The organism is Paenibacillus tabacirhizosphaerae (assembly GCF_040812395.1).
Classification (GTDB): Bacteria; Bacillota; Bacilli; order Paenibacillales; family NBRC-103111; genus Paenibacillus_E.
This window is the reverse complement of the sequence record NZ_JBFNXH010000017.1, coordinates 1-24,377: the sequence shown is the minus strand read 5'-3', so window position 1 is coordinate 24,377 and position 24,377 is coordinate 1. Positions and strand designations below refer to the sequence as shown.

Here is a 24,377-nt window from a genome sequence, read left to right as displayed (position 1 = left end):
CCTGTTTAATGAACCTTATGATTTCAAACCTAAACGGTCGAAGATCGTGTCAACGTGTTTCAAATGCCAGCTAGGATCGAAGCAATCTGCAATTTCTTCTGCGCTTAGCGCCCCAGTGATGACTTCTGCGTTCTCCACGATGTCGCGGAACGAACGCTGTTCTTCCCATGCTTGCATCGCTCTCGGCTGTACCGTATCGTAAGCTTGCTCGCGGGAGAAGCCTTTGTCGATCAGCTTTGTCAGAACGCGTCCGGAGAACGGCACATCGTACGTGCTGCGCATGTTACGTTTCATATTTTCAGGGAATACAGTCAAGTTCTTAATGATGTTGCCGAGACGGTTCAGCATGTAGTTCAGCAGCTGCGTTGCATCCGGCAGGATTACACGCTCAACGGAAGAGTGCGAAATATCGCGCTCATGCCACAGCGTTACGTTCTCGTAAGCAGAAATCATATGCCCGCGAATGACGCGCGACAAGCCGGAGATGCTCTCGCAACCAATCGGGTTGCGCTTATGCGGCATCGCGGAGGAACCTTTTTGCCCTTTGGCAAACGGCTCTTCCACCTCGCGGAACTCACTCTTTTGCAGCGCGCGAATTTCCGTCGCGAACTTATCCAGCGATGTAGCGACTAGCGCCAGCGTCGCCATGTATTCCGCGTGACGGTCACGCTGCAGCGTTTGCGTCGAGATCGGAGCTGGCGCTGTGCCAAGCTTGCCGCAGACATATTGCTCAACGAACGGATCGATGTTCGCGTAAGTACCTACCGCACCGGAGATTTTACCGAACTGCACGCCAGCGGCTGCAAAACGGAAACGTTCCAGGTTACGCTTCATTTCTTCATACCAAAGCGCCATTTTCAAACCGAATGTGGTCGGTTCCGCATGCACGCCATGCGTTCTGCCCATCATGGCTGTATCTTTATGTTCAATCGCTTTATTTCTAAGAATTTCAATGAAATTCTGGATGTCTTTGTCTAAAATTTCATTCGCTTGGCGAAGTAAGTAACCCAGAGCTGTATCCACAACGTCCGTCGAAGTCAGGCCGTAATGAACCCATTTGCGTTCAGCGCCAAGTGTCTCGGACACGGCTCTTGTGAAGGCGATCACGTCATGACGAGTTTCCTGCTCGATTTCGTAAATGCGGTCGATGTTGAAGCTTGCATTCTCGCGAAGCACCTTTACATCTTCCTTAGGAATAACGCCGAGCTCGGACCAAGCTTCGCAGGAAAGAATTTCAACTTCGAGCCATGCCTGGAATTTATTTTCCTCTGTCCAAATGCGCGCCATTTCGGGGCGTGTGTAACGTTCGATCATTTTGCCGTTCCTCCGTTTTATCTGATTTACTTACTTTCCCAAATGTCTGTGCGTTCTATCCAAGTTAGTGCTTTCGTGACATCGTCTGTGAGTACGTTGATGTGTCCCATTTTGCGTTTCTCTTTCGCTTCCAGCTTGCCGTACAGATGAACCTTCGCACTCACCCCAAGCTCTTCGCTTTCCAGGAAGCCCGGTTGATCAACTTGCTGCTGGAGCGGTTCGATATGCTCACCCAGCAAATTGACCATAACAACGGGCGACATCAGCTCTGTCGAGCCGAGCGGCAGGTTGCAAATGGCACGAATATGCTGCTCAAATTGCGACGTACGGCACGCTTCCATCGTGTAGTGGCCGGAGTTGTGCGGACGCGGCGCAAGCTCGTTGACATAGAGCTGACCGTCCTTGGTCAGGAACAGCTCTACGGCGATCAATCCGATCACGCCGAGCGAATCGGCGATGCGAATCGCCAGTTTCTCAGCCTCCTGCTGCACGTCCTTAGCAATGCGCGCCGGTACGATGGATTGATGCAGGATGTTATGTACATGTATGTTTTCCGCAGCAGGGAAAGCTTTCACCTCACCGCGGGGACTTCTTGCAGCAATGACAGATAATTCTTTGTCGAAATGAATAAATTGTTCGAGCACTAGCTCTGTATTCGCGCGGCTAAGAGTCTCATAGGCTTCCTCTACCTCATCCAAAGAGCGGATCACCCATTGCCCTTTGCCGTCGTAGCCGCCGGTTGCCGTTTTGAGCACACACGGTGTTCCGAAGCGTTCTACGGCTTTGCGCAGCTCTGCGCTGCTCCCAATCTCCGCGTAAGGCGCAACAGGCACGCCTGCCGCCTCGATCGCTCTTTTTTCACGAAGACGATGTTGAGTTGTATATAAAAGTCCGCTCCCTTGGGGAACATAGGACTCTTTCATTAATATGTCCGTTACGTGGGCGTCGACGTTTTCAAACTCATACGTGATCACGTCCGACCGGGCAGCCAGCTTTCTTGCCGCTTCGACATCATCGAAGTTCGCCTTGATTTGCTCATCGGCCACTTGACCGCATGGCGCATCCTCCGTCGGATCCAGCGTGATGAAGCGGTAGCCCATGTTGCGACCGGCCAAAGCCAGCATGCGGCCTAATTGCCCGCCGCCCAAGATGCCGATGGTGCCGCCGGGCTTGATGACTTTACCGCCCGCTTCTGTCATAGGAGATCACTGCTTTCAATTACCGTTTGCGCGATGCGCTCGCGGCGAGCTTTCACCTTCGCTTGCAGCTCAGGCTCGAATGCGCCAAGAATTTGCGCGGCCAGGAGACCCGCATTCGTCGCGCCTGCATGCCCGATCGCCACAGTCGCGACAGGAATGCCGCCCGGCATTTGCACGATGGAGAGCAGCGAGTCCATACCGTTCAGCGTAGACGTTTTCACGGGAACGCCAATAACCGGTAGCTCCGTTTTGGCCGCTACCATGCCTGGTAGATGCGCCGCACCGCCTGCTCCGGCAATAATCACTTGGATGCCCCTACTTGCAGCTGATGCCGCATATTCAAACATGAGATCCGGCGTTCTGTGCGCGGAGACAACCTTTTTCTCATAAGGCACTCCCAGCTCTTCCAGCATCTCGCATGCGTGCTTCATCGTTTCCCAGTCCGACTGGCTTCCCATTATAACACCAACACGTACCGTCATTTCAAACCCACTTTCTTTTCGATTAATATCCGCATCTGCACTTCATCTATTACCACTCCAAAATAAAGGTCTCTTGGGACTCTTATTTAGGAAGAAAATCGTTAATTCGAAAAAATAGAAGTCTCTAGAGGCTCTTCATCTTAGTTTTTAACCGAAATATGGTGAATTCGTCTAAAACAAGAGTCCCCAGAGCCTCTTATTGGGGATTGACTCCTTTTTATTACATAGATAAGAGCCGCAAAAGGCTTTTAACAAGACGCACTCTCATCTGCCCTTCAAACCAAAAAAAACGCCCAGATCTAGAATACACGATTCTATACGCTGGACAGCAAAAGAACCGAATGCAAAAAGACCATCCTCTTCCTATGGTTCCCCTCATTCGCTTCCTCGTAGTCCAAAAATTCATGGTTTTTGGGTAGATACTTTCAGGCCTTATCCCTGACTTTATACGAGTTGATTCGACATTTTCAATTAAGACGGGCCGTTTTCCCGCCTTCCTAGTTTACTACCAACTCACGCATCGTGTCAATTTTAAAAAACGAACGTTTTTACCTATCCGTATTCTAATAGTTCGCTTTTTGGTCATATTTCAAAGCTTCTGCTGCACTTCTGGAATCTACTGGCATCGATCGCGCGTTTGGAACGCAAAAACCCCCTCAACGACGCACCTTCTCAGTATTTCTGAGAAAAGTCGACTTGAAGGGGATTTATTTGTCGCTTTACGATCCAATTGCGGCTTCATACCGGTTGGAATCATCGATAACGGCCAGCTCTCTAACTAATCCTAACTGCTTAAACACACGCATCGTAGAGTAGACCGATGTCGGATTGATATGCGGATATTTGGCAGACAGCGCGTCGCACATGCCTCTCACGGTTGTATAACTTCCTTGTGAATACAAGTATTCCAGCAGCGCATATCGCTGCGGAGTCAGGGTAATATTTTTGGATCGAATCCGCTGCAGCGCTTGATTCAAATCCGTTTGCGCCATACCAAAAACCTCCTCGTCTGGTTAATTGCTTTTTTTCGGCTGCACATATCCCGAAATATCTACCCCTAAACCGTCCGCAAGCCGCTCACCCAGCCCAGCATCCGCTCTATAGAAGTTACATATCGCCATCAGCTGCGATTTCTCGTGAACAGAAGCGAGGTCGCCGATCAGATTGGAAATCAAATTCGCCTGTTCCTGTTCGCTGAAGCTGCGGAATGTATCCCCTGCCTGTGCGAAATCATTGGTTTTAGCGATTTTTTGTCTACCGGCCGAACCTTGCAGCGGCACACTGCTATCGCGATATTCAGGCGCTTCTTTCGGCGCATCCGCGTGCCGGGTTGGTTCATAATTTACACTGGATGGCTGCTGTTTCATCTGCATAGCCCCATCCCGTTGATTGTTCTGCACCGTTGCATACGGGCAGTTCACAGGAATCTGCAAGTAATTCGCGCCCAAGCGGTATCTTTGCGTATCCGGATAAGAGAATAGGCGGCCTTGCAGCAATTTATCTTCAGAAGGTTCGATACCGTTCACGAGAACACTAGGGGCAAAAGCCGCCTGCTCCACCTCCGCGAAAAAGTTCTGAGGATTGCGGTTTAGCGTCATCGTGCCAACTTTGTGCAGAGGAATAAGCCCCTCCGGCCACACTTTCGTCGGGTCAAGCGGATCGAAGTCATAAGCATCCAAATCCTCAGGCTGCAGCAGCTGTACATAGAGATCCCACTTCGGGAAGTCCCCGCTGGCGATGTGATCGTACAAATCTCTTGTCGCATGGCTAAAATCTTCGCCTTGAACGGCCTTCGCTTCAGCTTTGCTCAAATTACGAACGCCCTGTTGAGGCTTCCATTGATATTTGACATACACATAGTTGCCGGTATGGTTAATCCACTTAAAGGCATGCACGCCAAATCCGTTCATTTCTCGGTAATTGGCCGGCGTCCCGTAATCCGAGAACACCCAAGTCAGCATATGCGTCGATTCCGGTGTCAGTGACATGAAATCCCAGTAACGGTCAGGCGTCTGAACATTCGTATCCGGAGCTGGCTTGAGCGAATGCACCATATCAGGAAACTTCATCGCATCGCGAATAAAAAACACAGGAAGATGATTGCCGACTACATCATAATTGCCCTCTTCCGTATAAAACTTTACGGCGAAGCCGCGCGGATCGCGTGCTGTTTCGGGGGAACCTTGGCCATGAATGACTGTGGAAAACCGAACAAATACCGGCGTTTCTTTCCCCGCTTCGCTAAGAAATGCCGCCTTCGTGTAGCGTTTCATTGCGTTTTCTACCGTGAACGTACCGAAAGCGCCCGCCCCGCGCGCATGTACGACCCGCTCCGGAATGCGCTCCCGATCAAAATGGGCGATCTTCTCCAGCAAATGATAGTCTTCCAGAAGCGTCGGGCCATGCTGCCCGGCTGTCCGTGAGTGTTGATTGTCGCCAACAGGCGCTCCTTGATTCGTAGTTAAATGATGATGGGACATAATTATTCTCCTTTTTATTATAAATATTTATTTATAATTATTATTATATAGTATTTATTTTATTTTAAATGATAATGATTGTCAATTCTTTCTTTCCCGATTTCAGGCAAACAACGAGGATATGTGGCTACCAATGATAGTTAGCTATTCATGATATCTATCAATGATAGCTGTTAGTTGAAATTGATAGAAATAGGACTATCGTTTAGTTCCTGCTAGGTTACGTATACATACAATACAAATGAGTACACAGGACAAGTAAAGAGGGAGGATGACAACTATGCGTAGTTTCGTATTATGACTTACGGAAGTAGAGTCACTCAATTACTAGAGAAAACAGAGAGTAGATTATCCATTCGAAGAGAGGCTGAAGTCAAATGCATGATGTAATGATACTTCTCACGATTGCTGCCTTTTTATGCACCATCACTTTCATTTTCTGGCGTCCCCATGTGAACGAGGCTATACCGGCTACGGTAGGTGCGATATTCGTTTTTCTTAGCGGCAGCGTTTCGATAAAGGATTTAGGCGTCATTACCGAAACGATAGGGGGCGCAGCCGTCACCATCATAGCAACAATTGTCATGGCTATCGTATTAGAAAGCTTTGGATTCTTCAATTGGACCGCCGAAATATTGGTGAAAAAGGCAAAGGGATCCGGGATCCGCCTTTACTGGTACACGAATCTCCTTTGTTTTCTAATGACGCTCTTCGTTAACAACGATGGCAGCATCTTAATAACAACACCTATTCTATTAATGCTGCTTCATAACCTGGGGCTCAAAAACCATCAGAAAATTCCTTATTTGCTATCAGGGGCCTTAGTCGCAACAGCTTCCAGCGCCCCTATCGGAGTTAGCAATATCGTCAATTTAATTGCCTTAAAAATTGTTCATATGGATCTGTACATGCACACGGCGATGATGTTCATTCCCGCTTCACTCGGACTTGGTCTCCTTTCAATCCTCTTGTTTGCTTGCTTCTATCGAATATTGCCGCGCAAACTCCCTCCGCCTAGGCTAGGATTAACCGGTCATTTCCACGAAAAGGGGAAACATCCTCTAAAAGAATCCGTCCCTCTCATTCCTAAAGAGAACCAAACCAAGTTCATGCGCAATATCCTGATCTTTGTATTTTGTGTACGGATCAGTCTATTCGCAGCTTCCTACATCCACTTCCCCGTTCCGCTAATGGCTGTAATCGGCTCTATCTTCTTGCTCGCTTGGCGTTGGATTTATCTAAAAATATCTCCCGCCGATATGTTGAAGAAGACGCCTTGGTATATCCTCGTGTTTGCCTTCAGTATGTACGTCATTATTTATGGACTCCACAATATCGGCCTGACCCAATTGCTTATCTACTTTTTCCAACCGATTATATCCGGCGACTTGCTTCATGCGAGTGTCATGATGGGCATCCTCGTCTCCGTCCTATCCAACTTGTTCAATAATCATCCTGCTCTAATGGTAGGAACTCTTACTTTAACGAACATGGGACTCGATCCTCTTACGCTAAAAATCTCTTACCTGGCAAGTGTTATAGGTAGTGATGTCGGTTCCTTGCTTCTGCCCATCGGAACGCTTGCCACCTTAATGTGGATGCACATTTTGAAGAAAGGCAAGGTCAAAATCACTTGGGGCGACTACTTGAAAGTGACTTCTATCGTGATCCCGATCACCGTCATTTTCACATTAATTATATTGTCATACTGGGTATCCTGGTTATTTTAGTTCATTAAACTGACAAATTGGAGGTTATATTCGATGAGTGATCTTCACCCCTTTATAGGTAAACAAGTAGAAGTAACTCTTTCAGGAAATAATATGTATACCGGAACATTCATTGATACGGGTTCGGATGTGATGGTCCTCTCTCATGAACAGCGATTCTTTTATATCCCCTTAGTCCATGTACAGAATCTAAAAACACTTCAGTCCGATGAAGATATCGGCCTTCCTCCCGAAGTTCCTATTGATTTTCAAACAGACAGCCTCTCTTTCCGGAAAATATTACAGCATGCGAAAGGCAGTTTTGTTGAGATTTATATCACTGGAAATAAAACGATCCATGGCTATCTAACCAGTATTATGAATGACTACTTCGTCTTTTACTCTCCGCTCTATAAAGCTATGTTCATCTCCATGAACCATGTGAAATGGTTGGTTCCCTATAGTTCCGACGCAACGCCTTATTCTCTCGCCACCCAATTCCTGTCTCCTACCAACATCTCTCTATCCCGTACATTTGCTGAGCAGTGTAAAAGACTGGAAGGGAATCTAGTTGTATTTGACTCAGGCGACAATCCTAATAAGATAGGCTTGCTTCAAAAGGCGAACAGCCAATTCATGGAGCTTATCATTGCGGACGGAAACAAACAGATCTGGAATATCCATCATTTAAAAACTGTCTATATGCCATGACTGACTATCGACGCCGGGTAGAAATAAAAAAAACAGCCCCCAACAACAGAAGGCTGCTCGAAAAAGGTTAGTCAATGCATCCATAGTTTATTCAAGCATGACCGCAGAGGCTTGGATGTTACACTAGACAAATCAATAATAATTGCTGAACGAAACTAGGGACCGACTCCGCACTTGTTGCGCGGAGCCGGTTTTTTATTCTTTGCGGACAAAACCACATTTCTCTACAGCCCTGAAAATACCTTCATAACCCGTGCAGCGGCAAATATTGCCGCAAAGCGCCTCTTCCGCTTCCGTTCTCGTTGGACAGGGATTATTCGCCCACAACGCAGTTAGAGAGACCACCATGCCTGCTGTACAATATCCGCATTGCAGCCCGCCTTCCTCCAACATTGCTTTCTGAACCGGATGCAGCTCTTCTCCTGAAGATATGCCTTCGATCGTTGTTACTTCTTTCCCAGCGGCTTGATAAGCCATGAGCAGACAGGAATTAACCGGTTTACCGTCAAGAAGCACCATACAAGCGCCGCATCGTCCGATTTCACACGACACTTTCGTTCCCGTTAGCTGTAAGTCATCACGTAGAATATCAGACATCCGTTTGGATGCCGGGACAGGCATTGCAATAGCCTTACCGTTGATCGTGCATTGCAGCATAAATGACGTCTGTATCATTCTGTCTCCACCCCTTCCAACCAGTCGATGGACTGCACGATGTCCTCCGGTGAAATCGGGAGAGAATTCACCCAGATGCCGGTTGCGTGCTTCACCGCTGCGGTAATCGCCGGAGCCTGCCCCACGGAGCCAATTTCACCCACACCTCGCGGGCCAAACGTATCCCCATCAGGCAGTGCCTCAATCGCCTCAACGCGAATGGTTTGCGGACTGTCCTTGAAGGTGGGAACGAGATACGTGTCCAAATTATGCCGAAGGTAACGACTCTCTTGCATCACAGCGTCTTCGGTTAGTGTAAACCCTAGCGCCATTACGCTTCCGCCCTCAATCTGACCGAGGAAGCCCATCGGATTAACCACAGGCCCTGCGGCGATGCAATGATCCGTTTGCATCACCTTCACACGGCCCGTGAGGAGGTTTACTTCCACCTCGACGATGACCGATGCGTAAGAATACAAATAATGTGCGCCGACCAGGCCTTCCGGCGTCGTCGGGTAATCAAATTCCGTCTGCGCGCTGATCGGCTGGGCAGCCGTCTCCGCTGCTGCGGCGACCTGCTCGTACGTCGCCGCCAATCTGCCGTTTTCACGCCGGCGGATGCCGCCTTCGCCAGTCGCGAGCTCCCCCGCTGGAATGCCGGTCAGCTGCGCTGCCCGCTCCAGCAGCGCCTGCACGAACGACGGCTTCAGGCGCTGCAGCGCGCGCCACATCATCGTCGTTGCACGCGAAGCCGTGCTGGAGCCGCTGACCGGAACGCGGTCCGTATCGCCGATGACGATGCGGATATCGCCTGCGGTGCAGCCGAAAACATCTTGCAGCATTAACGTTAATGCTGCGTACAAGCCTTGGCCGAACTCCTCGAAGCCGAAGGAGGCCTGGATCTTGCCATCAGCGGTCAGTTCGATACGGCCGCCCGAGTGATCAGGGATGCCGAAGCCGAGACCGGCGCCATGCATCACCATCGCTGCGCCAACACCTCGGCGGATCCATGGTTCTTCGCCTTGCGCCACGCTTCCCCGTTTCGCCCAGAGGGGCGACTCCATCGCTTTGTGCCACACTTGTTCTGCGCCATCGGTCGCGACGATAAGCTGTCCCATCGGACCCGGGTCACCGGGAGCGCGCATATTCAGCTTGCGGAACGCCCATGCGTCCATGCCGAGTTTATCGGCCAAGCGCTCGATTTGGCTTTCCACCGCAAATATGACCTGATTGCCGCCGAAGCCACGGAACTCGCCGGAGACTCCGTTATTTGTGTATACACTCGTGCCTTGGATATCCACATTCGGGATGACATAAGGTCCCGTCGCATGCTCGGTTGCGAAATTCAGCACCTCGCATCCAAGTGTCGCATAAGCGCCTGTATCCGCAAGAATACGGACTTGATGCGCCAGAAGATGTCCTTCCGCATCGACGCCCGTCTTCATTGTAATGCGCATTGGATGGCGCTTAATGCCAGAAATGACCGACTCCCGGCGCGAATTGTGCATTTTGATCGGCGCTCCAGTCGTAAGCGCCAGCAGCGCGCCGAAAGGCTGCACATTAAGTTCATCCTTCCCGCCGAACGATCCGCCGATCGGACTGGATACAACGCGAATTCGCTCCTCCGGAATCGCCAAAATGCGCGAAAGCTGCATGCGGTCCTTATATCCATGCTGAGTCGGCGAGCAGACAGTCAATCTCCCATCCTCTTCAGGAATGAATAGACCGCCTTCCGTCTCCATATAAGTATGCATTTGGCGCGGTGTCGAATAAGTCTCCTCAACGATGTGCACGCATTCCGCGAAGGCTGATTCCGCGTCCCCACGTGCTATGCATGTTCGGTGCAGCAAATTGCCCTCCGGATGCAGCTTCACTGTCCCTTCATCCAGCGCAGTCTCAGGATCGTCCACGACCGGCAGCGGCTCGTAGACCACCTCGATCAAGCTCAGCGCATGCTCGGCGATCTCCTCCGTGTCCGCCGCCACAGCCGCTACCGCATCACCGATGTAACGGACGCGGTCGCTGCAAAATACAGGCTGATGTGGAAAAGCAATGCCGAACAAATTCATCCCTGGCACATCTTCCGCCGTCAACACGGCACGCACGCCGGGAACAAGCTTCGCTTTGCTTGTATCGATAGATAGCACCCAAGCATGGGGATATTGGCTTCGCAGCACTTTGCCGTGCAGCATGCCCGGACTCGTTAAGTCCGTTAAATATTTCAGCTTGCCGTTTACTTTTTCTTCGCCATCAGGCCTTACAATCCATTTCTTCGCATAAGTTTCACGGTTTAACAGCATCTGCACCGCCTCCTTTGCGCCAAGCTTTATATAATTCCGAGACGATTAAATTAGCCGCTGTTTGTTTGCGATAAGAGACTCCTGCATAGTCGTCACCCACTGCGCGAAACTGAGCTAACACGCCTGCGTGCAGCGATTGCAGCAGTGCCTTGGATAAGGGCTGGCCGACAGCTGCAGCCTCAATCTCCTTAAACCTTGCAGGGATTGCGGTTCCCCCGCCTGCCGCAAGCGCGAGAGAGCTAATGGTGCGGTCTTTGTTCAATGAAAGGCGTCCCGCCACCGTAACTACCGAAGGGGTGAAGGCCTCCCGGCGTCCTACCTTATGGTAAAATTGTGTAGAAACGGGCTGCTCCTCCCCATTCACCTTCGGGATGACGATTCCTGTCATCACTTCATGCGGCGCTGCCGGACTACTCAACCACTCAGCTAGCGATAAGAGACGATCCGTGCTGCCGTCCGAACCTCGTACCTGCGCGTCCATCACAAGCAGCGCTGGAATCAAGTCCCCCGTTCGAGTCATGACATTGCCTCCGATGGTAGCTAAATTCCGCACAGATGGCGCTGCTATTTCTGCGGAGGCCCTTATCAGCAGTTCGCATGATTGCCGAACAAGGGGGTTCTGCATGAGATCCGCTAAATTCAAGGCCGGACCTATGTGAATATGGCCGCTCGTATCCATCGTTATTCCGGATAAGGCAGGGATTCGTCCAAGACTGATCAAATGATCAGGCATCTGTGACTGCCCGTTCTCCCAGCGCGTGCGCAGCCAAGTTCCCCCGGCGACAAACACAGCTTCATTTCCCCACTTATGTTTTAATTGCCAAGCTTCTGCCACGCTGGTAGGCAGCCATACCGAAGGCTGTTGCTGAGGCATCTGCTGCATCGGAAGCGACATGGACAACCCTCCTCTTTTGGTGCTTGAATGTTCTTTTCATGCTGTTTTCATGCTGTTCTCCATGATCTATCCGTACATTTTCCAAACCTGCTTATAATCAAATAATTAGCTTCACTATAATCACACGTCAAATTTATGTCAACTTAATTAACATAATTTCAGATTTTCATATAAAAAACAGCGCATCATTAGTGAAAATGCACTTTCTCTTTGGATTATGTTATTTAAATTGACACAAAAAGTGCGCGAACTGCTTTTTCGCCTCCTCATAAAGCTCTGGAGTGTCCACATCCATAAAACGCACTTTATTAGATTCCTTGATGACGCGACCTCTGAATTCAGGCAATCGGAACAAGGAGCGCGCTCCGGCATCTCCCTCCAATGAAGCAGCATGGGCCCACATCCCGCTTCCTAGAACAACTGGAGGCTTCGGCACACCCTCATCCCCGTACGCCATGTAATCGCAACCCGCTTCCCGGCGATACCTATCCACGAGCCCAGCCAACATTTCTGTTGTCACAAACGGCTGATCCGCGAGCATCACAAGCACCGCCTCTGCCCCTAACGCTTTAGCTGCATGAATGCCTTTGCGAAGCGACAGCGCCATGCCAAGCGCCGCGTCCTCACAGACCTCGATCCGGCATCTCCCCTTTTGAAGATGCAGATGTGCTTCCTCTGGCAACCAATCCAGAGAGTTAGCTTCATTCGTAACGATCACGATAGCATCCAAATCGGAACGCAGTGCTTGCAGCAACGCTATGCCGCCCAAGCGCATACCTGCCGCCAGTTCGAGTGACAGCTTTGATGTCCCCATTCGCTTACTGCTGCCCGCCGCCAAATAAACGCCGACGATCTTCACCTTCGTGGATTCCATCCGGCTCTTTGACTCCTTCCGATTCAATAGATTACGCGACCCTTCCACTTCTGGATCCTCTTGTTCTTTTCGTTCTTTTGGTTCTTTTGGTTCTTTTGGTTCTTTTGGTTCTTTTGGTTCCTTCAGTTCTTTCAGCTCATTCGACTCGTGCGATTCCTTCGGCTCTTTCGGTTCTTTTGACTACTTCAGCTCCTGGGGTTTCTGGGGTTTCTACGGTTTCTGCGGTTTCTGCGGTCCCCTCGACTCCTTCGGCTCTTTCGGTTCTTTCAGTTCTTTTGACTACTTCAGCTCCCGGGGTTTCTTCGATCCCCTCGATTCCTTCGGCTCTTTCGGCTCTTTCGGCTCTTTCGGCTCTTTCAACCCTTTCGGTTCCATCAACCCCTTCAAGCCCACCGAACCCCACCGAGTTTTTAAGCCTAGTCAGCTCCACTACGATCACCTACTTCAAGTAGAACGATTTATATTTCAAGTAACTATCCATCCACTAAAATGAAATCCACACTCGGTTCCCCATTTAAATGGATTTCCTCCCGTTAATCAAGCTACTTTTTCCCCGTTTGCACATTTACATGGAATTCCTCCTGCTAAATCAACGATTTCGGGACTTTCACCGAAAACAACCCGGATTAGCAACAGAAAATCCAGTTATATTGTTCCACACGCCCTGGCATACGTACAATTAACAGCAGGTTTTCCAGTTGCCACTACCCTTAATCCGGCTTCTCTAACCACAAATAGAAACGTTATTCACTTATCGAACTCCCCGCACCCACACGCCCAACATCAAATGAAATCCACACTCGGTTTCCCCATTTAAATGGATTTCCTCCCGTTAATCGAGCTACTTTTTCCCCATTTGCAAATTTAAATGGATTTCCTCCTGCTAAATCAACGATTTCGGGACTTTCACCGAAAACAACCCGGATTAGCAACAGAAAATCCAGTTATATTGTTCCACACACCCTGATATGCGTACAATTAACAGCAGGTTTTCCAGTTACCACTACCCTTAATCCGGCTTCTCTAACCACAAATAGAAACGTTATTCACTTATCGAACTTCGAACTCCCCACACCCAAACGATGGACATCGCCGCCCCTAGCTGCTGAACACCATTCCCCGCTTGCAGAAGCAGAAGCGGCTCTCCGAATACTAATCAGCTCCGCAACGATGCTAATCGCATTCTCGATCGGACCTTCCGAACCAATTCTTAAGCCAACCGGATAATGAAGCCATGTCGGACGCTCCAACCCTTCGAGCATGTTCTCCGTTCTTTCCGTTGAACCCATGATACCGAGATAACGCAATTTCGAAGTCAGCGCTCTTTGAACGAATGCCGCATCCTTCTGATATTGATGGCTCATCACCACCACATAGTCACGCTCATTAAGGTTCAGCTCATCGAACAAGCAATCCGGAAACGCAACCGCCAACTGAGCGCCAGGGAAACGCTCCGGTGTACAAAGCGTTTCCCGCCAATCGGCAACAATAACCCGGAATCCTGCATGGAGCGCCAGCTGAACGAGCGGCATTGCATCCTGATTCGCCCCAAACACAACGACTCTCGGCTTAGGCTTAAAATACGAAGTATATGTGGATAACTCTGTCAGACGAGTCGAATCAGTCGAATCAGCCGAAGAGCCAGCTTCCTTTACGCTAAACAGCTCATACCGAATCGTCGCATAGGAGTCAGCAAATGAACGAGCAAGCCCCACAGCTGCTCCATTGTCCACTCCCGCCTTTACCGACAGCAGCTTATCCTTCAGCGCACCTGCGACCGGCTCCAGTAAGATTCGCAGCAATCCGCCACAGCCAATCGTTTCCCCCCAACCAAAATCGTCAGACGGCCTCATATCATATTCCACCATCTGTGGCTTTCCAGACCCCCTTACCGCCGCCCCGTACTCAGCCAAATCGGCTTCCAAGCAGCCCGGACTAATGCTGCCGAGTGAACAGCCATCTTCCATGAGGAGCATCATTGCCCCTTGTTTGCGATAAGCGTGGCCTTCCACATAAATGACCGTCACCAACACCGCATCCTGAATGCCTTCTTCCACTGCCGCCAAAATGTCATAAGCCTCCATCACTTATCGCACCTCACTTATATAAATTTAATATCATTAACAAATTTACCAACCTATCGCCAAACCATCCCCGCGCGGATCGGCAGCGCCGCTCATAATGCCCTTATCATCAATGACGATGCCCTGCGCTTGCCCCATGATGCCATCCCAGCCATTTACGAGTTCTACACGATGCCCCCACTTCTTCAAACAGGCGTATACGTCAGCGTCCAGCCGATGTTCCATCTTTAGCGCATCGCCATCTTCCCCCCACGTACGCCCATAGACCCAGCGCGGAAGCGAAAGCGCCTCTTGAATCGACAATCCGTAGTCCAGCACTCCCGTCATGATGGAAAGCTGCGTTTGCGGCTGACCTTCCCCGCCTTGCGTGCCGAACAGCATGTAAGGCTTGCCCTCTTTGGCCACCATTGCCGGTATTAAGGTATGGAAGGATCGTTTTCCCGCCTCCAACACGTTAGCGCACTCCGGGTCTAGCGAGAAAAACGAGCCTCTATTTTGCAAAATGACGCCTGTATTCCCGGGCACATAGGCTGCGCCAAAGTCAAAATACAAGCTTTGTATAAACGAAACGGAATTGCCTTCTTCGTCAACAACAGCCGCATAAGCCGTGTCCTGTCCGATGGCGGGAGATAAGTGCGGGCTCGCCTTCAAAGGCTCAGCCTGAATGTCATCCCACAGTTGCTTCGCATATTCCTTGGACAGCAGACGATCCAGCGGAATTTCCCGGAATCGGGGGTCCGTCAAGTAAAGATCACGATCGCGAAACGCCTTCTTAATCACTTCGGTCATCAAATGATAAAAGTTCGCCGACGCCCTCGGCACCGCGCTTACCTCTATATTTTCCAGCATATTCATCATCAGAAGCGCCGTGAACCCTTGCGAGTTAGGAGGCATCTGGTAAATTTCATACCCACGATACGTCGTCGAGAGCGGAGTTACCCATTCTCCCGTAAATGTCCGGAAATCTTCTCCCTGCAGCAAACCGCCATCCCGCTCAACGCTTGCCACAATCTCTTGCATCACAGAACCGTCGTAAAAAGCTTCTCTACCCTCTTGCTGAATGATGCGTAGCGTCTGAGCCATATTTTTCTGAACAAGACGATCGCCTTCTTTCAAAAGCTCGCCATCCGCCATGAACAAAGCGCTTAGCGGAGAAGACGCCCGAATATAAGTTTCATCCTTGCGCATCCAAAAAGCTAAATTCCGCGAAATCGGAAAGCCATTCTCCGCATAAGCAATAGCTGGAGCCAGCAGCTTTTCCCAAGGCAACCTGCCGTACTTCTTCCAAACCTGCCACCATGCATCTACCATGCCGGGCACCGTAATGGCGCTAAGAACTCCTCTTTGCGGAATTGCCTCCATCCCTAATGATTGATAAAAACCAGGAACAGCCTTCGCAGCAGACTTTCCGCTTCCGTTAAAACCAATAAATTCCCCCGTTGCCGGATGGTGCATGAGGAAAAAGGCATCCCCGCCAAGCCCCGTCATATGCGGATATACAACGCCAAGAGCAGCGCTGATCGCAACGGCGGCATCGAAAGCATTTCCACCCTGTTGAAGAATAACGCTTCCTACACTGCTGGCCAAATAATGAGGCGTTGCTATCATCGCTCGCTCCGCTCGCGGCATAATGTTCAACATGGCAGCTCCTCCTCTTTATGGGCATAAAAGGCCAAGGCCGCCTGCAGCGCTTTGCCGCTCGAAATATCCACGCCATGCCACAGCAGTACAGCTTCAAGCGCGCCGAGCACATGCAGCACATTTTTCTGATTGCAGCTAAAACCCATCGTTCCAATCCGCCAGATTTGTCCTTTCAGCGGTCCAAATGAGCTGGCAATCTCAATACCAAAGCTGTTCAGCAGCATGGCGCGAACCGACTCACCGTCCACACCGCTTGGAATCCTTATACACGTCACCACCGGCAGCTTGCAATCCGGGTCGCCATAGAGCGACAATCCCATCGCACACAATCCGGCGACTAACGCTGCCTCATGACGCTTATGCCTCGTGAATCGCTCTTCCAAACCTTCCTGCAGCACGATTCGGAGCCCCTCGCGCAGTGCGTACAGCATCGAGGTCGCCTCTGTATGATGATTGAGCCGCTTCGGGCTCCAATAATCCTGCAGCTGACCCAGGTCAAAATAATTGCTCGCGACCGTCCGACCAAGGGGCGCCGAAGCTCCCTTCTCGCGAAGGCCCCGCTCAATCGTCTTGCGCCGCAGCACCTTCGCTTCCACGCGTTCATTGTACGTGATCGGCGACATCCCGGAAGGAACGGACAGACACTTCTGCGTGCCTCCAATCACGGCATCGAGCTGCCACGCATCGGTTTCCACCGATACACCGCCGATCGTCGCCACTGCGTCTACGACCAGCAAAGCGTCTACTTCACGGCATGCAGCGCCAATCCCTCCGAATGGCTGAATACAGCCTGTCGAGGTCTCGCCATGCACCATAGCGACGATTTGCGGCTTCTCGCGGTGAATCACTTCGATAATTTCCTCGGGCTCGAACACAGTTCCCCAGTCTCTCTCTAACATAACAACCTCAGCCCCGCAACGTTCAGCAATTTCTACGAGCAGATGACCGAAACGACCAAAGATGGGAACAAATACTTTGTCCCCCGGCTCGATTACGCTCACCAGCACCGCTTCAATACCGGAACGGGAAGTGCCATCGACGGGAAAGCACCACTCATTTTTCGTTTGAAAAATGTCGCGAAGCATCTCCATCGTCTCATTCATAAGCGTTGTAAACTCCGGGTCGAACTGACCGAGTATCGGATAGGACATCGCCCGCAGCACCCGCGGATCGACCTCTACAGGCCCCGGGGTCATAATGGTGCGCAGCGATGGCGATAAGTCTTTATAGGGTTTCATCCGCTTTTCCCCCATACCCGTATTGATATAACAACTGCACCAGCGTCTGGAACCCGGCTATAAGGTCCTCCGAAGACGTAAACTCTTCCGGATTGTGGCTGATTCCCGCACGACTCGGTACAAAAATAAGCGCCGCCTTGCCTATCGCCCCGAACAACTGCGCATCATGCCCGGCCCCGCTCGGAAGATTCATGCTGGGAAAACCGCTGCATGCGCAAATTCGCTCAATTTCTCCCGAAATCCCGTTATCCATTGCTACAGGTGAAACATATAAATTTTCAATCGATTGTATATGAAGCCCTCTTCGCTGCGCGATTTCTTCGAGCCTTGTAAGCAATTTTGCGCAAAATTCATTCATCCTGACTTCATCTGTATGCCGGATGTCCAGCGTGAACTCAACTTCTCCAGGCACCACATTCGATGTTCCTTGTATCACTTGAAGTCTCCCTACAGTCGCTACGAGGGGATCGCCTTCTTCCAGCGCCAACTGTTCCGTCAGCGCCACCATTTCCGCAGCCCCCGCAAGAGCGTCCTTACGCATCGTCATCGGGGTCGTCCCGGCATGATTCGCCATGCCAAGCACACGGATCGTCCGCCTGATTTGACCAACAATCGCCGTCACTACGCCAATTTGTTTCTTTTTGTATTCAAGCACAGACCCTTGTTCAATATGAATCTCTACATATGCCCCTATATCATTGCGTCTGGCGCTAACAAGATGACGGTTATCTTCGCCAAAACCCGCTTGCTGCATGGCCTCTAGCAATGTCAGGCCATTGGGTTCCGCTACATGAGTCGCCTGCTCCATAGTCCGGACACCGGTTACATGCCCGGAACCCCAGTAGGCCAACGGGAACCGGCTTCCCTCTTCTTCACAAAAGGACACCACCTCTAACGTCCTCTTCGGCGCACCGTAAGCCGCTTTTAAATAACCCAAAGCTAACATACTAGCGATCACACCGTATGCGCCATCATATTTCCCGCCGTTTTTTACAGTGTCCACATGCGAGCCTGTAAGCACTGGCTTCAACTCAGCCTGAATCCCTTGCAATTTCCCATACAGATTGCCAACCTCATCAAAACGCGGCGCAAGCCCCAAATGCTGCATCCGCTCTGCCAAAGCTTGCTGTGCTTGCAGCCACACATCTGTATAGAGCAACCGAGTCACCCCGCCTCCTGAGTCGGCGCCAATCGCTCCGAGCCACTCCAACATATCAGGCACTTGCTGTGAAAATTGTGAAAGAAGTCCCAAAGCGTCCGGTGCCGCTTTATTCATCTGCATCGCCTCCTTGACCAGAAGCAGCGGCTACTGCCGAGAAGACAGAAACCGATTCTACATGACGAACCCATTCGCCATTCGCTGCCTTCCCAACTCCTTCTCCAAGCTCATAAACCTTGCTTCCCCTCAAAAAGGTCGCCTTCACGCGACAGTCAAAGGTTCTGCCCACATAGGGACTAATCTTATGCCGATATAAAAGATCGCTCTGTTCCAGCATGTAAGCTTGCTCCATATCGACGAGTGCCAGATCGGCGTCTGCGCCAATCGCAATTTCACCTTTTCGCGGGTGCAATCCGAAGCGTTTCGCAGGCTCTAACGAAAGCATGCGCGTTAATTGCGGCAGCGGAATCCCTCTGCGCAGGTACCCCTCGCTCAGCATGAGCTCAAGGGAGCTTTGCGCGCCCGAAATGCCCCCCCAAGCATCGAAGAATGATCCCGCCTTTAGATCAGCCGGACAGGGTGAATGGTCAGATGCGATCACATCCAGCGCGCCTTCCGCCACCTTCCGCCATAGGCGCTTTTGGTCTTCTGCCCCGCGAAGAGGCGGAGCGCATTTTGCAACCGCGCCGAGCTCTTCCAGATCCTCTGAAGTAAGCGCCAAATAATGCGGGCACGTCTCTACCGTGACGTCCATTCCTTGGGCCTTCGCTTCCGCGATGATCTGCACCGCTTCCGCACTGCTAATGTGCACGAAATGCAGCTTGCAGCCCGTTTGCCATGCATAGAAGAGCGCACGGTTCACAGCTTCTAACTCAGCTAAAATGGGTCTGGTCGCCACAAAGTCGAGCGCCCCCCGTTTACCCTCAGCTATCGCCTGTGCAGCAAGCTTGGACACGATCGCTTCGCTTTCCGCATGAAGGGCCAGCACCTTGCCCAAGCGGGCTATCTCTTTCATCCCTTCATACAAGGTCAGGTCGTCCACCTCAGCGAAAATATCATCGCCCTCTCCGCCCGGACAAGACATGAACGCTTTGAAGCCGATAACGCCTGCTTCCGCAAGCGCCTGCAGCTCGGCTATGTTGCCGGGAACGAGTCCGCCCCATAGCGCATAGTCTACAACCGAAGCACCTTCGGCCGCCTCCAGCTTCATCTCTAACGCGCGCAATCGAACTGTCGGCGGCACACCGTTCAGCGGCATATCGATGTACGTCGTGCAGCCGCCGGCTGCCAGCGAAGATGAACCGGAAGCGAAGCCTTCCCAGTGACCAAGCGCCGGCTCATTGAAATGAACGTGCGCATCGACCATGCCAGGCATGATATGCAGGTTTTCCGCATCATAGATAGTCGTTTGCTCGGAGACAATCAGGTTCTCGCCCAGCGCGGCAATCTTGCCGCCCAGAATCCCCACGTCTAACCGGCATACTTGATCCTTCAGGACAACCATTCCTTTTTTGATAACCAAGTCAAACTGATTATTCACGAAAAACCCTCCTCCGCGCTAACTGCCCCGATACGTGTTATATCCCCAAGGCGCTATCAACAACGGCACATGATAATGCGCCTCTCTATTCGAAATACCAAAGCGGATCGGCACCTGATCCAAAAATGCGGGCTCCGCCAGATCAATCCCACGCTGCTTGAAATAATCGCCTACATGGAAGACAAGCTCATAAACGCCGGTCTTGAAAGCTTCTCCGCTCAGTATCGCCTCTGCAACACGCCCGTCTGCATTCGTATAAGTTGTTCTTAGCAATTCCGCCCCCGCATCCTGAAGACGAAATAGCTCAATGCGCACGCCGCTTGCCGGACTCCCGTTGCTTATATCGAGTACATGCGTCGTCAATCCTGCGCTCATAGCCCCTCCAGATCACGCTTCGTCATGGAAAATCCTTGGAATCCATAAGGCGGACGCGGCTCTGTAAATACTTTCCCTTCTCCTGTTGAGACTTCCTCCAGAATCGTTTCCCATGTGCGGTTGTTCGACTCAAAGCGAATTTCCTTCAATTGCGGGAAACGCGTAAGCGAGCGCTGACCGATTCTGAAGATTAGATTTTGAATAGACGGCGAATGCTGTTCATTGAATACGGTATGCGCAATATCGCGAATTTGCTCAGCTGCCACATAACGTCCAAGATCGGAATCAAGCGCGTCTGCCACCTCTTCATAGCTCCAAGCAATATCCAGGAAAATAAATAAAGGACGATCAGAAGTTTCCGGCAGCGTCGTATACGCATCACGGACAAAGCCGGAGAAAGAACTCCCTTTCACTTTAATAAGCTTCAAGTCGGCAACACCGCCAGCATGTTCCATAACAGAGATCCCATTCTCTGTCCGAACTACTTCAACCAAAGCCGTCGGATGTTCATTTTGCGAATACCGGTACACAAGCTCCCCATTCTGAAAACCTGTTTCCCCCGGCACCGGCAGCACCTCGAAAGAGACTTGATCCGCCGTCATTTTCACGCCCGTCATCTGCGGGTACGTCTCCAGAAACTTGCGCGCCGCGAATTCCAGGAACCCTTCTGCTGTCGCCCCTTCATATTCGCCCGCTTTACGCAGGATGAAATTCTTCATAGAATCCGTCGCCACAACTAATGAGTTATCGCCTTCCGAGAACGAAGTGAAAAACTTTTCGCCACTCACGGCAACCTTGATGTTCATCCCAAAAAGAATATTATCTCGTCCCGTAAAACCAGATTCCGGAATTAAAGTTAGATTCGTCAGCGGCTTCGCATAGGAGCGGTACACCCATACATCACCTTTCCCGTAGTACATGATTCTTTCTGAGCTGTTCACTTTGTTCATCGCTCTTTCCTCCGCTCCATGGGGTAGTATAGATTCCAAACGAAAACGTCCAATTTTGCATACTTCCTGCAGCGCTTTTCCCAACTCATCTTCAACATCCCGCCCGATCCGAAGCTGAATCGCTTCGCGAATCGTATCTTTCGTCTGCCCTTTTACAGCCATGATAAAAGGAAACTTGAACTTCTCCGTATAAGCTTGGTTCAATGCGAGAAACTGCTCATATTCTTCAGCTGACAACTGATCGAGCCCCGCTCCCGACTGCTCCTGCACCGAGTGCTCCGTCATTCGCACCCGTGTACCCAAATCAGGATGCGCCCGAAGCAGCGCTAACTGCTCATCCCTGCTGGCACTCCAAACTTCTCGTTCCAAAGCGCTTATCACATCTTGACGAACCGCAAATGGCTTCCCTTGCCATGCACGCTCCGCGATCCAAGGCGAATGCTCAAAAAGAGGGCCGAAAACCGAAACAAAACCACCCTGATCCAGTTTGTTTACTTCTTGAAATGTCAGTTTCATTGACATGCCACCCCTGCTTCCATCCAATTTCTTAGTAAGAATTTGTTTCATTGTAAATCCGTCCCCGCTAAGGGTCAATTTATATGTAGTATATTTGTAAACTTTCATAACATGAACTCCTATTTTTGTAACCTTGCACCTTGACATTAACGAATGGGTACCCTAAGGGCAAAAAAACCGCCAGGATATCATCCTGACGGTTCTTATCGAGCACTTAAGACCAAAATCCGGCGTGCGCGGCCACAGCCTCCGCTTCCACCTCCGGGAAAGGGCCGATCACTTCAATCGCCTTGTTCCCTCTTGCAAAAACTTCACGACACGGCAGATCCAATCTCGGATTCTGCTCATCATTCCCGGTCAACGCGGCTAACAATTTCCCTGAAATGCCGGAGACAACACGCCCCACGTTCGGCCCCGCCAACAAAGCGCCAAACGGCGTATTCCCTGCTCCCCTCCGCCATGATTGAAAGCTCACTCATCACGGTTCCTTCTTCCGTTATATGCGGCTATCTCACGCTTTATACTACGATAGAAACACACCACCATATATAAAAGCAGCCACAATAACAAAAGCAGGGTGAATCTTCCGCTTTTGTATCAAATAAAAGGCCACAGCTGCAATGCCAATGAACTGCAAATAGCCAATCGCCTTTGTCGATTCCACAACACTGCTCCAAGTAACCAGAACCATCATCATTGCAATGACAGGCTGTACAAGCAGCGTCATGCCTTTAATGACGGGCGATTGCTTATACTTTTGCAAAATGTTAAGCAAGATAATCAGTGCAACAATCGAAGGAACCACCGTGGCCATTACTGCGACCAAGACGCCAACCCAACCAGCTACCTGGTATCCGACATAAGCGGCTATTTTAGTGGCAATAGGGCCCGGTAAAGCATTCCCGAGCGCCAACATATTGGAGAAACCGCTGCTTGTCATCCAAGCATGGTTCGGAACAATTTCCTGATACATAAGCGGGATAGAGGATGGACCACCCCCATAACCAAACACATTCGACAAAAAGAAACTGATGAGTAATTGCAACCACTCCATCATGCGCCCTCACCTTTCTTTTGCTGCCTGCCCTTCCATTTGATCCTCATTTTATGATCGAAAGCCCCGTATAGCAGGAAAAGAAAAATCACAATTGCCGGATGTACCGAAAATGTTTGTAGCAGCAGGAACGCGATTATGAAAAAAGCAATCCCGGCATACCAGCCCAATCCTTTGATCGCCTTTTCCCCGAACTCATAGGCCATTACTCCGAGCATAACGGCAACCACCGGTACAACCGCCGCTATCATCCCCTTAATCACCAACGAGGTGCTGAAAAACTGAATAAAGGAGAACAATCCCACCATGGCTATGCACGTCGGAGCTATGTGCGCGAAGACGCCAAGCGCCGCCCCCCACGTCCCTTTTAACCGATAACCCAGATACCCAGCCAGCTTCGTCGCAATCGGTCCAGGCAGCGCATTCGCAATCGCCAGAACCTCAACGAACTCCTCGTCTGTCATCCATTGAAACCGCGTCACTGCTTCATAGCGGATTAATGGCACAATCGAAGGACCTCCCCCATACCCTAAAATCCCCGTCCGAAACATCGCAGCCCCTATTTGAGCATATGCATTTCCCATATTCCCACTCCAGTCTCTGTAACATCAACTTGCTGCTAGGTTCCTACGCCCATTGGCACCCTGAAAATTTAACTATGCTAATTGTCTCATATTTTCGATTGTCTTTTTCGATTCTACGCTATTTTTTGTGAATATCACAAATAATTATCGATCTCTTGGTTGTTTTCTTTAAATCAGTTCTCAACATTTTCTAGTAAACAGACAAAAAGCCTTCCTGAGATTGCTCTCAAAAAGGCTTTTCATAGTGCTTGGCAACGTTCTACTCTCCCAGAACCCTGCGGTTCAAGTACCATCGACGCTGGAGGGCTTAACGGTCGTGTTCGAGATGGGAACGCGTGGGTCCCCTCCGCCATCATCACCAAACAGTCAAAGTGCATGTTGTTGCACCCTGAAAACTAGATACGAAACTTGCGTAAAGTGGGTATTTGGTATTCCAGTTTTGTTCTGGCTTCCAATCAAGTATTCGGCAATCGCTTCGTCAGCTTCTGCTTCACTTGCTTGGGATTGTTTTGGTTAAGCCCTCGACCGATTAGTATTCGTCAGCTGCATGCATTGCTGCACTTCCACCTCGAACCTATCAACCTCGTCGTCTACAAGGGGTCTTACATACTGGGAAAT

22 protein-coding genes, 2 rRNA genes and 1 riboswitch are annotated in these 24,377 nt (G+C 50.5%); of the genes, 2 read left to right on the top strand and 22 right to left on the bottom strand.

The genetic code is table 11. From position 1 onward, the window contains the following. Window positions 1-15 precede the first annotated feature (15 nt). The 5 genes from purB to ABRS97_RS22890 form a co-directional block, all read right to left on the bottom strand. On the bottom strand, window positions 16-1,314 hold the full coding sequence (purB, locus tag ABRS97_RS22910; RefSeq protein ID WP_367817676.1) for an adenylosuccinate lyase: 1,299 nt from the start codon (window positions 1,312-1,314) through the stop codon (window positions 16-18). Window positions 1,315-1,340: 26 nt separating this feature from the next. Beyond that, the gene (gene purK / locus ABRS97_RS22905) at window positions 1,341-2,513 is read right to left on the bottom strand and encodes a 5-(carboxyamino)imidazole ribonucleotide synthase (protein WP_367817674.1); all 1,173 of its coding nucleotides are present in this window, start codon (window positions 2,511-2,513) and stop codon (window positions 1,341-1,343) included. After that, entirely contained in the window at window positions 2,510-2,995 is a 486-nt protein-coding gene (gene purE / locus ABRS97_RS22900; protein WP_367817672.1) for a 5-(carboxyamino)imidazole ribonucleotide mutase, read from the bottom strand. The genes purK and purE overlap by 4 nt, the downstream gene beginning before the upstream one ends. A 370-nt stretch (window positions 2,996-3,365) precedes the next feature. Continuing rightward, window positions 3,366-3,467: riboswitch (purine riboswitch) on the bottom strand. A 247-nt stretch (window positions 3,468-3,714) separates the two neighbouring features. Continuing rightward, window positions 3,715-3,987, bottom strand: a complete 273-nt coding sequence (locus ABRS97_RS22895; protein WP_367817670.1) for a Fur family transcriptional regulator — start codon at window positions 3,985-3,987, stop codon at window positions 3,715-3,717. Window positions 3,988-4,008: 21 nt separating this feature from the next. Next, entirely contained in the window at window positions 4,009-5,475 is a 1,467-nt protein-coding gene (locus ABRS97_RS22890; RefSeq protein WP_483312488.1) for a catalase, read from the bottom strand. Between the two features lie 377 nt (window positions 5,476-5,852). Here ABRS97_RS22890 and ABRS97_RS22885 point away from each other — a divergent pair, with 377 nt between their 5' ends. Continuing rightward, on the top strand, window positions 5,853-7,205 hold the full coding sequence (locus tag ABRS97_RS22885) for an arsenic transporter (protein ID WP_367817668.1): 1,353 nt from the start codon (window positions 5,853-5,855) through the stop codon (window positions 7,203-7,205). Window positions 7,206-7,238: 33 nt separating this feature from the next. After that, a complete protein-coding gene (locus ABRS97_RS22880; protein ID WP_367817666.1) occupies window positions 7,239-7,895 on the top strand; it encodes an LSm family protein in 657 nt (218 codons plus the stop codon). Window positions 7,896-8,090: 195 nt separating this feature from the next. Here the strand turns inward: ABRS97_RS22880 and ABRS97_RS22875 are convergent, their stop codons facing one another. The 17 genes from ABRS97_RS22875 to ABRS97_RS22795 form a co-directional block, all read right to left on the bottom strand. Next, on the bottom strand, window positions 8,091-8,570 hold the full coding sequence (locus tag ABRS97_RS22875) for a (2Fe-2S)-binding protein (RefSeq protein ID WP_367817664.1): 480 nt from the start codon (window positions 8,568-8,570) through the stop codon (window positions 8,091-8,093). Next, a complete protein-coding gene (gene pucD / locus ABRS97_RS22870) occupies window positions 8,567-10,849 on the bottom strand; it encodes a xanthine dehydrogenase subunit D (RefSeq protein ID WP_367817662.1) in 2,283 nt (760 codons plus the stop codon). The genes ABRS97_RS22875 and pucD overlap by 4 nt, the downstream gene beginning before the upstream one ends. Continuing rightward, complete coding sequence (locus ABRS97_RS22865; protein ID WP_367817660.1) at window positions 10,833-11,744, bottom strand: FAD binding domain-containing protein; 912 nt, start codon at window positions 11,742-11,744, stop codon at window positions 10,833-10,835. The genes pucD and ABRS97_RS22865 overlap by 17 nt, the downstream gene beginning before the upstream one ends. Before the next feature lie 220 nt (window positions 11,745-11,964). Next, entirely contained in the window at window positions 11,965-12,618 is a 654-nt protein-coding gene (locus ABRS97_RS22860; protein ID WP_367817658.1) for a nucleotidyltransferase family protein, read from the bottom strand. A gap of 136 nt (window positions 12,619-12,754) precedes the next feature. Further along, the gene (locus ABRS97_RS22855; protein ID WP_367817656.1) at window positions 12,755-13,048 is read right to left on the bottom strand and encodes a hypothetical protein; all 294 of its coding nucleotides are present in this window, start codon (window positions 13,046-13,048) and stop codon (window positions 12,755-12,757) included. 616 nt (window positions 13,049-13,664) lie between these two features. Further along, window positions 13,665-14,702, bottom strand: coding sequence for an XdhC family protein (locus tag ABRS97_RS22850; protein ID WP_367817654.1), 1,038 nt, complete (start codon window positions 14,700-14,702; stop codon window positions 13,665-13,667). Between the two features lie 45 nt (window positions 14,703-14,747). Further along, window positions 14,748-16,343 carry a gamma-glutamyltransferase gene (ggt, locus tag ABRS97_RS22845; RefSeq protein WP_367817652.1) on the bottom strand — a complete coding sequence of 532 codons (1,596 nt, stop codon included), beginning with the start codon at window positions 16,341-16,343 and terminating at the stop codon, window positions 14,748-14,750. After that, the gene (locus ABRS97_RS22840; RefSeq protein WP_367817650.1) at window positions 16,337-17,581 is read right to left on the bottom strand and encodes a pyridoxal-phosphate-dependent aminotransferase family protein; all 1,245 of its coding nucleotides are present in this window, start codon (window positions 17,579-17,581) and stop codon (window positions 16,337-16,339) included. The genes ggt and ABRS97_RS22840 overlap by 7 nt, the downstream gene beginning before the upstream one ends. Continuing rightward, on the bottom strand, window positions 17,568-18,857 hold the full coding sequence (locus ABRS97_RS22835) for a M20 family metallo-hydrolase (RefSeq protein ID WP_367817648.1): 1,290 nt from the start codon (window positions 18,855-18,857) through the stop codon (window positions 17,568-17,570). The genes ABRS97_RS22840 and ABRS97_RS22835 overlap by 14 nt, the downstream gene beginning before the upstream one ends. Beyond that, window positions 18,850-20,280, bottom strand: coding sequence for an allantoinase (locus ABRS97_RS22830; protein ID WP_367817646.1), 1,431 nt, complete (start codon window positions 20,278-20,280; stop codon window positions 18,850-18,852). The genes ABRS97_RS22835 and ABRS97_RS22830 overlap by 8 nt, the downstream gene beginning before the upstream one ends. 18 nt (window positions 20,281-20,298) lie before the next feature. Then, a complete protein-coding gene (uraH, locus tag ABRS97_RS22825; protein ID WP_367817644.1) occupies window positions 20,299-20,655 on the bottom strand; it encodes a hydroxyisourate hydrolase in 357 nt (118 codons plus the stop codon). Then, window positions 20,652-22,229 carry a factor-independent urate hydroxylase gene (pucL, locus tag ABRS97_RS22820; RefSeq protein WP_367817643.1) on the bottom strand — a complete coding sequence of 526 codons (1,578 nt, stop codon included), beginning with the start codon at window positions 22,227-22,229 and terminating at the stop codon, window positions 20,652-20,654. The genes uraH and pucL overlap by 4 nt, the downstream gene beginning before the upstream one ends. Window positions 22,230-22,335: 106 nt before the next feature. Then, window positions 22,336-22,596 carry a hypothetical protein gene (locus tag ABRS97_RS22815; protein ID WP_367817641.1) on the bottom strand — a complete coding sequence of 87 codons (261 nt, stop codon included), beginning with the start codon at window positions 22,594-22,596 and terminating at the stop codon, window positions 22,336-22,338. A gap of 48 nt (window positions 22,597-22,644) precedes the next feature. Further along, window positions 22,645-23,178 carry a chromate efflux transporter ChrA gene (chrA, locus tag ABRS97_RS22810; protein ID WP_367817639.1) on the bottom strand — a complete coding sequence of 178 codons (534 nt, stop codon included), beginning with the start codon at window positions 23,176-23,178 and terminating at the stop codon, window positions 22,645-22,647. After that, complete coding sequence (gene chrB, locus ABRS97_RS22805) at window positions 23,175-23,759, bottom strand: chromate efflux transporter ChrB (RefSeq protein WP_367817638.1); 585 nt, start codon at window positions 23,757-23,759, stop codon at window positions 23,175-23,177. The genes chrA and chrB overlap by 4 nt, the downstream gene beginning before the upstream one ends. A 246-nt stretch (window positions 23,760-24,005) precedes the next feature. Further along, window positions 24,006-24,122: ribosomal RNA gene (rrf, locus tag ABRS97_RS22800) — 5S ribosomal RNA — on the bottom strand. 146 nt (window positions 24,123-24,268) lie between these two features. Further along, a 23S ribosomal RNA gene (locus tag ABRS97_RS22795) occupies window positions 24,269-24,377 on the bottom strand; the annotation flags it as partial.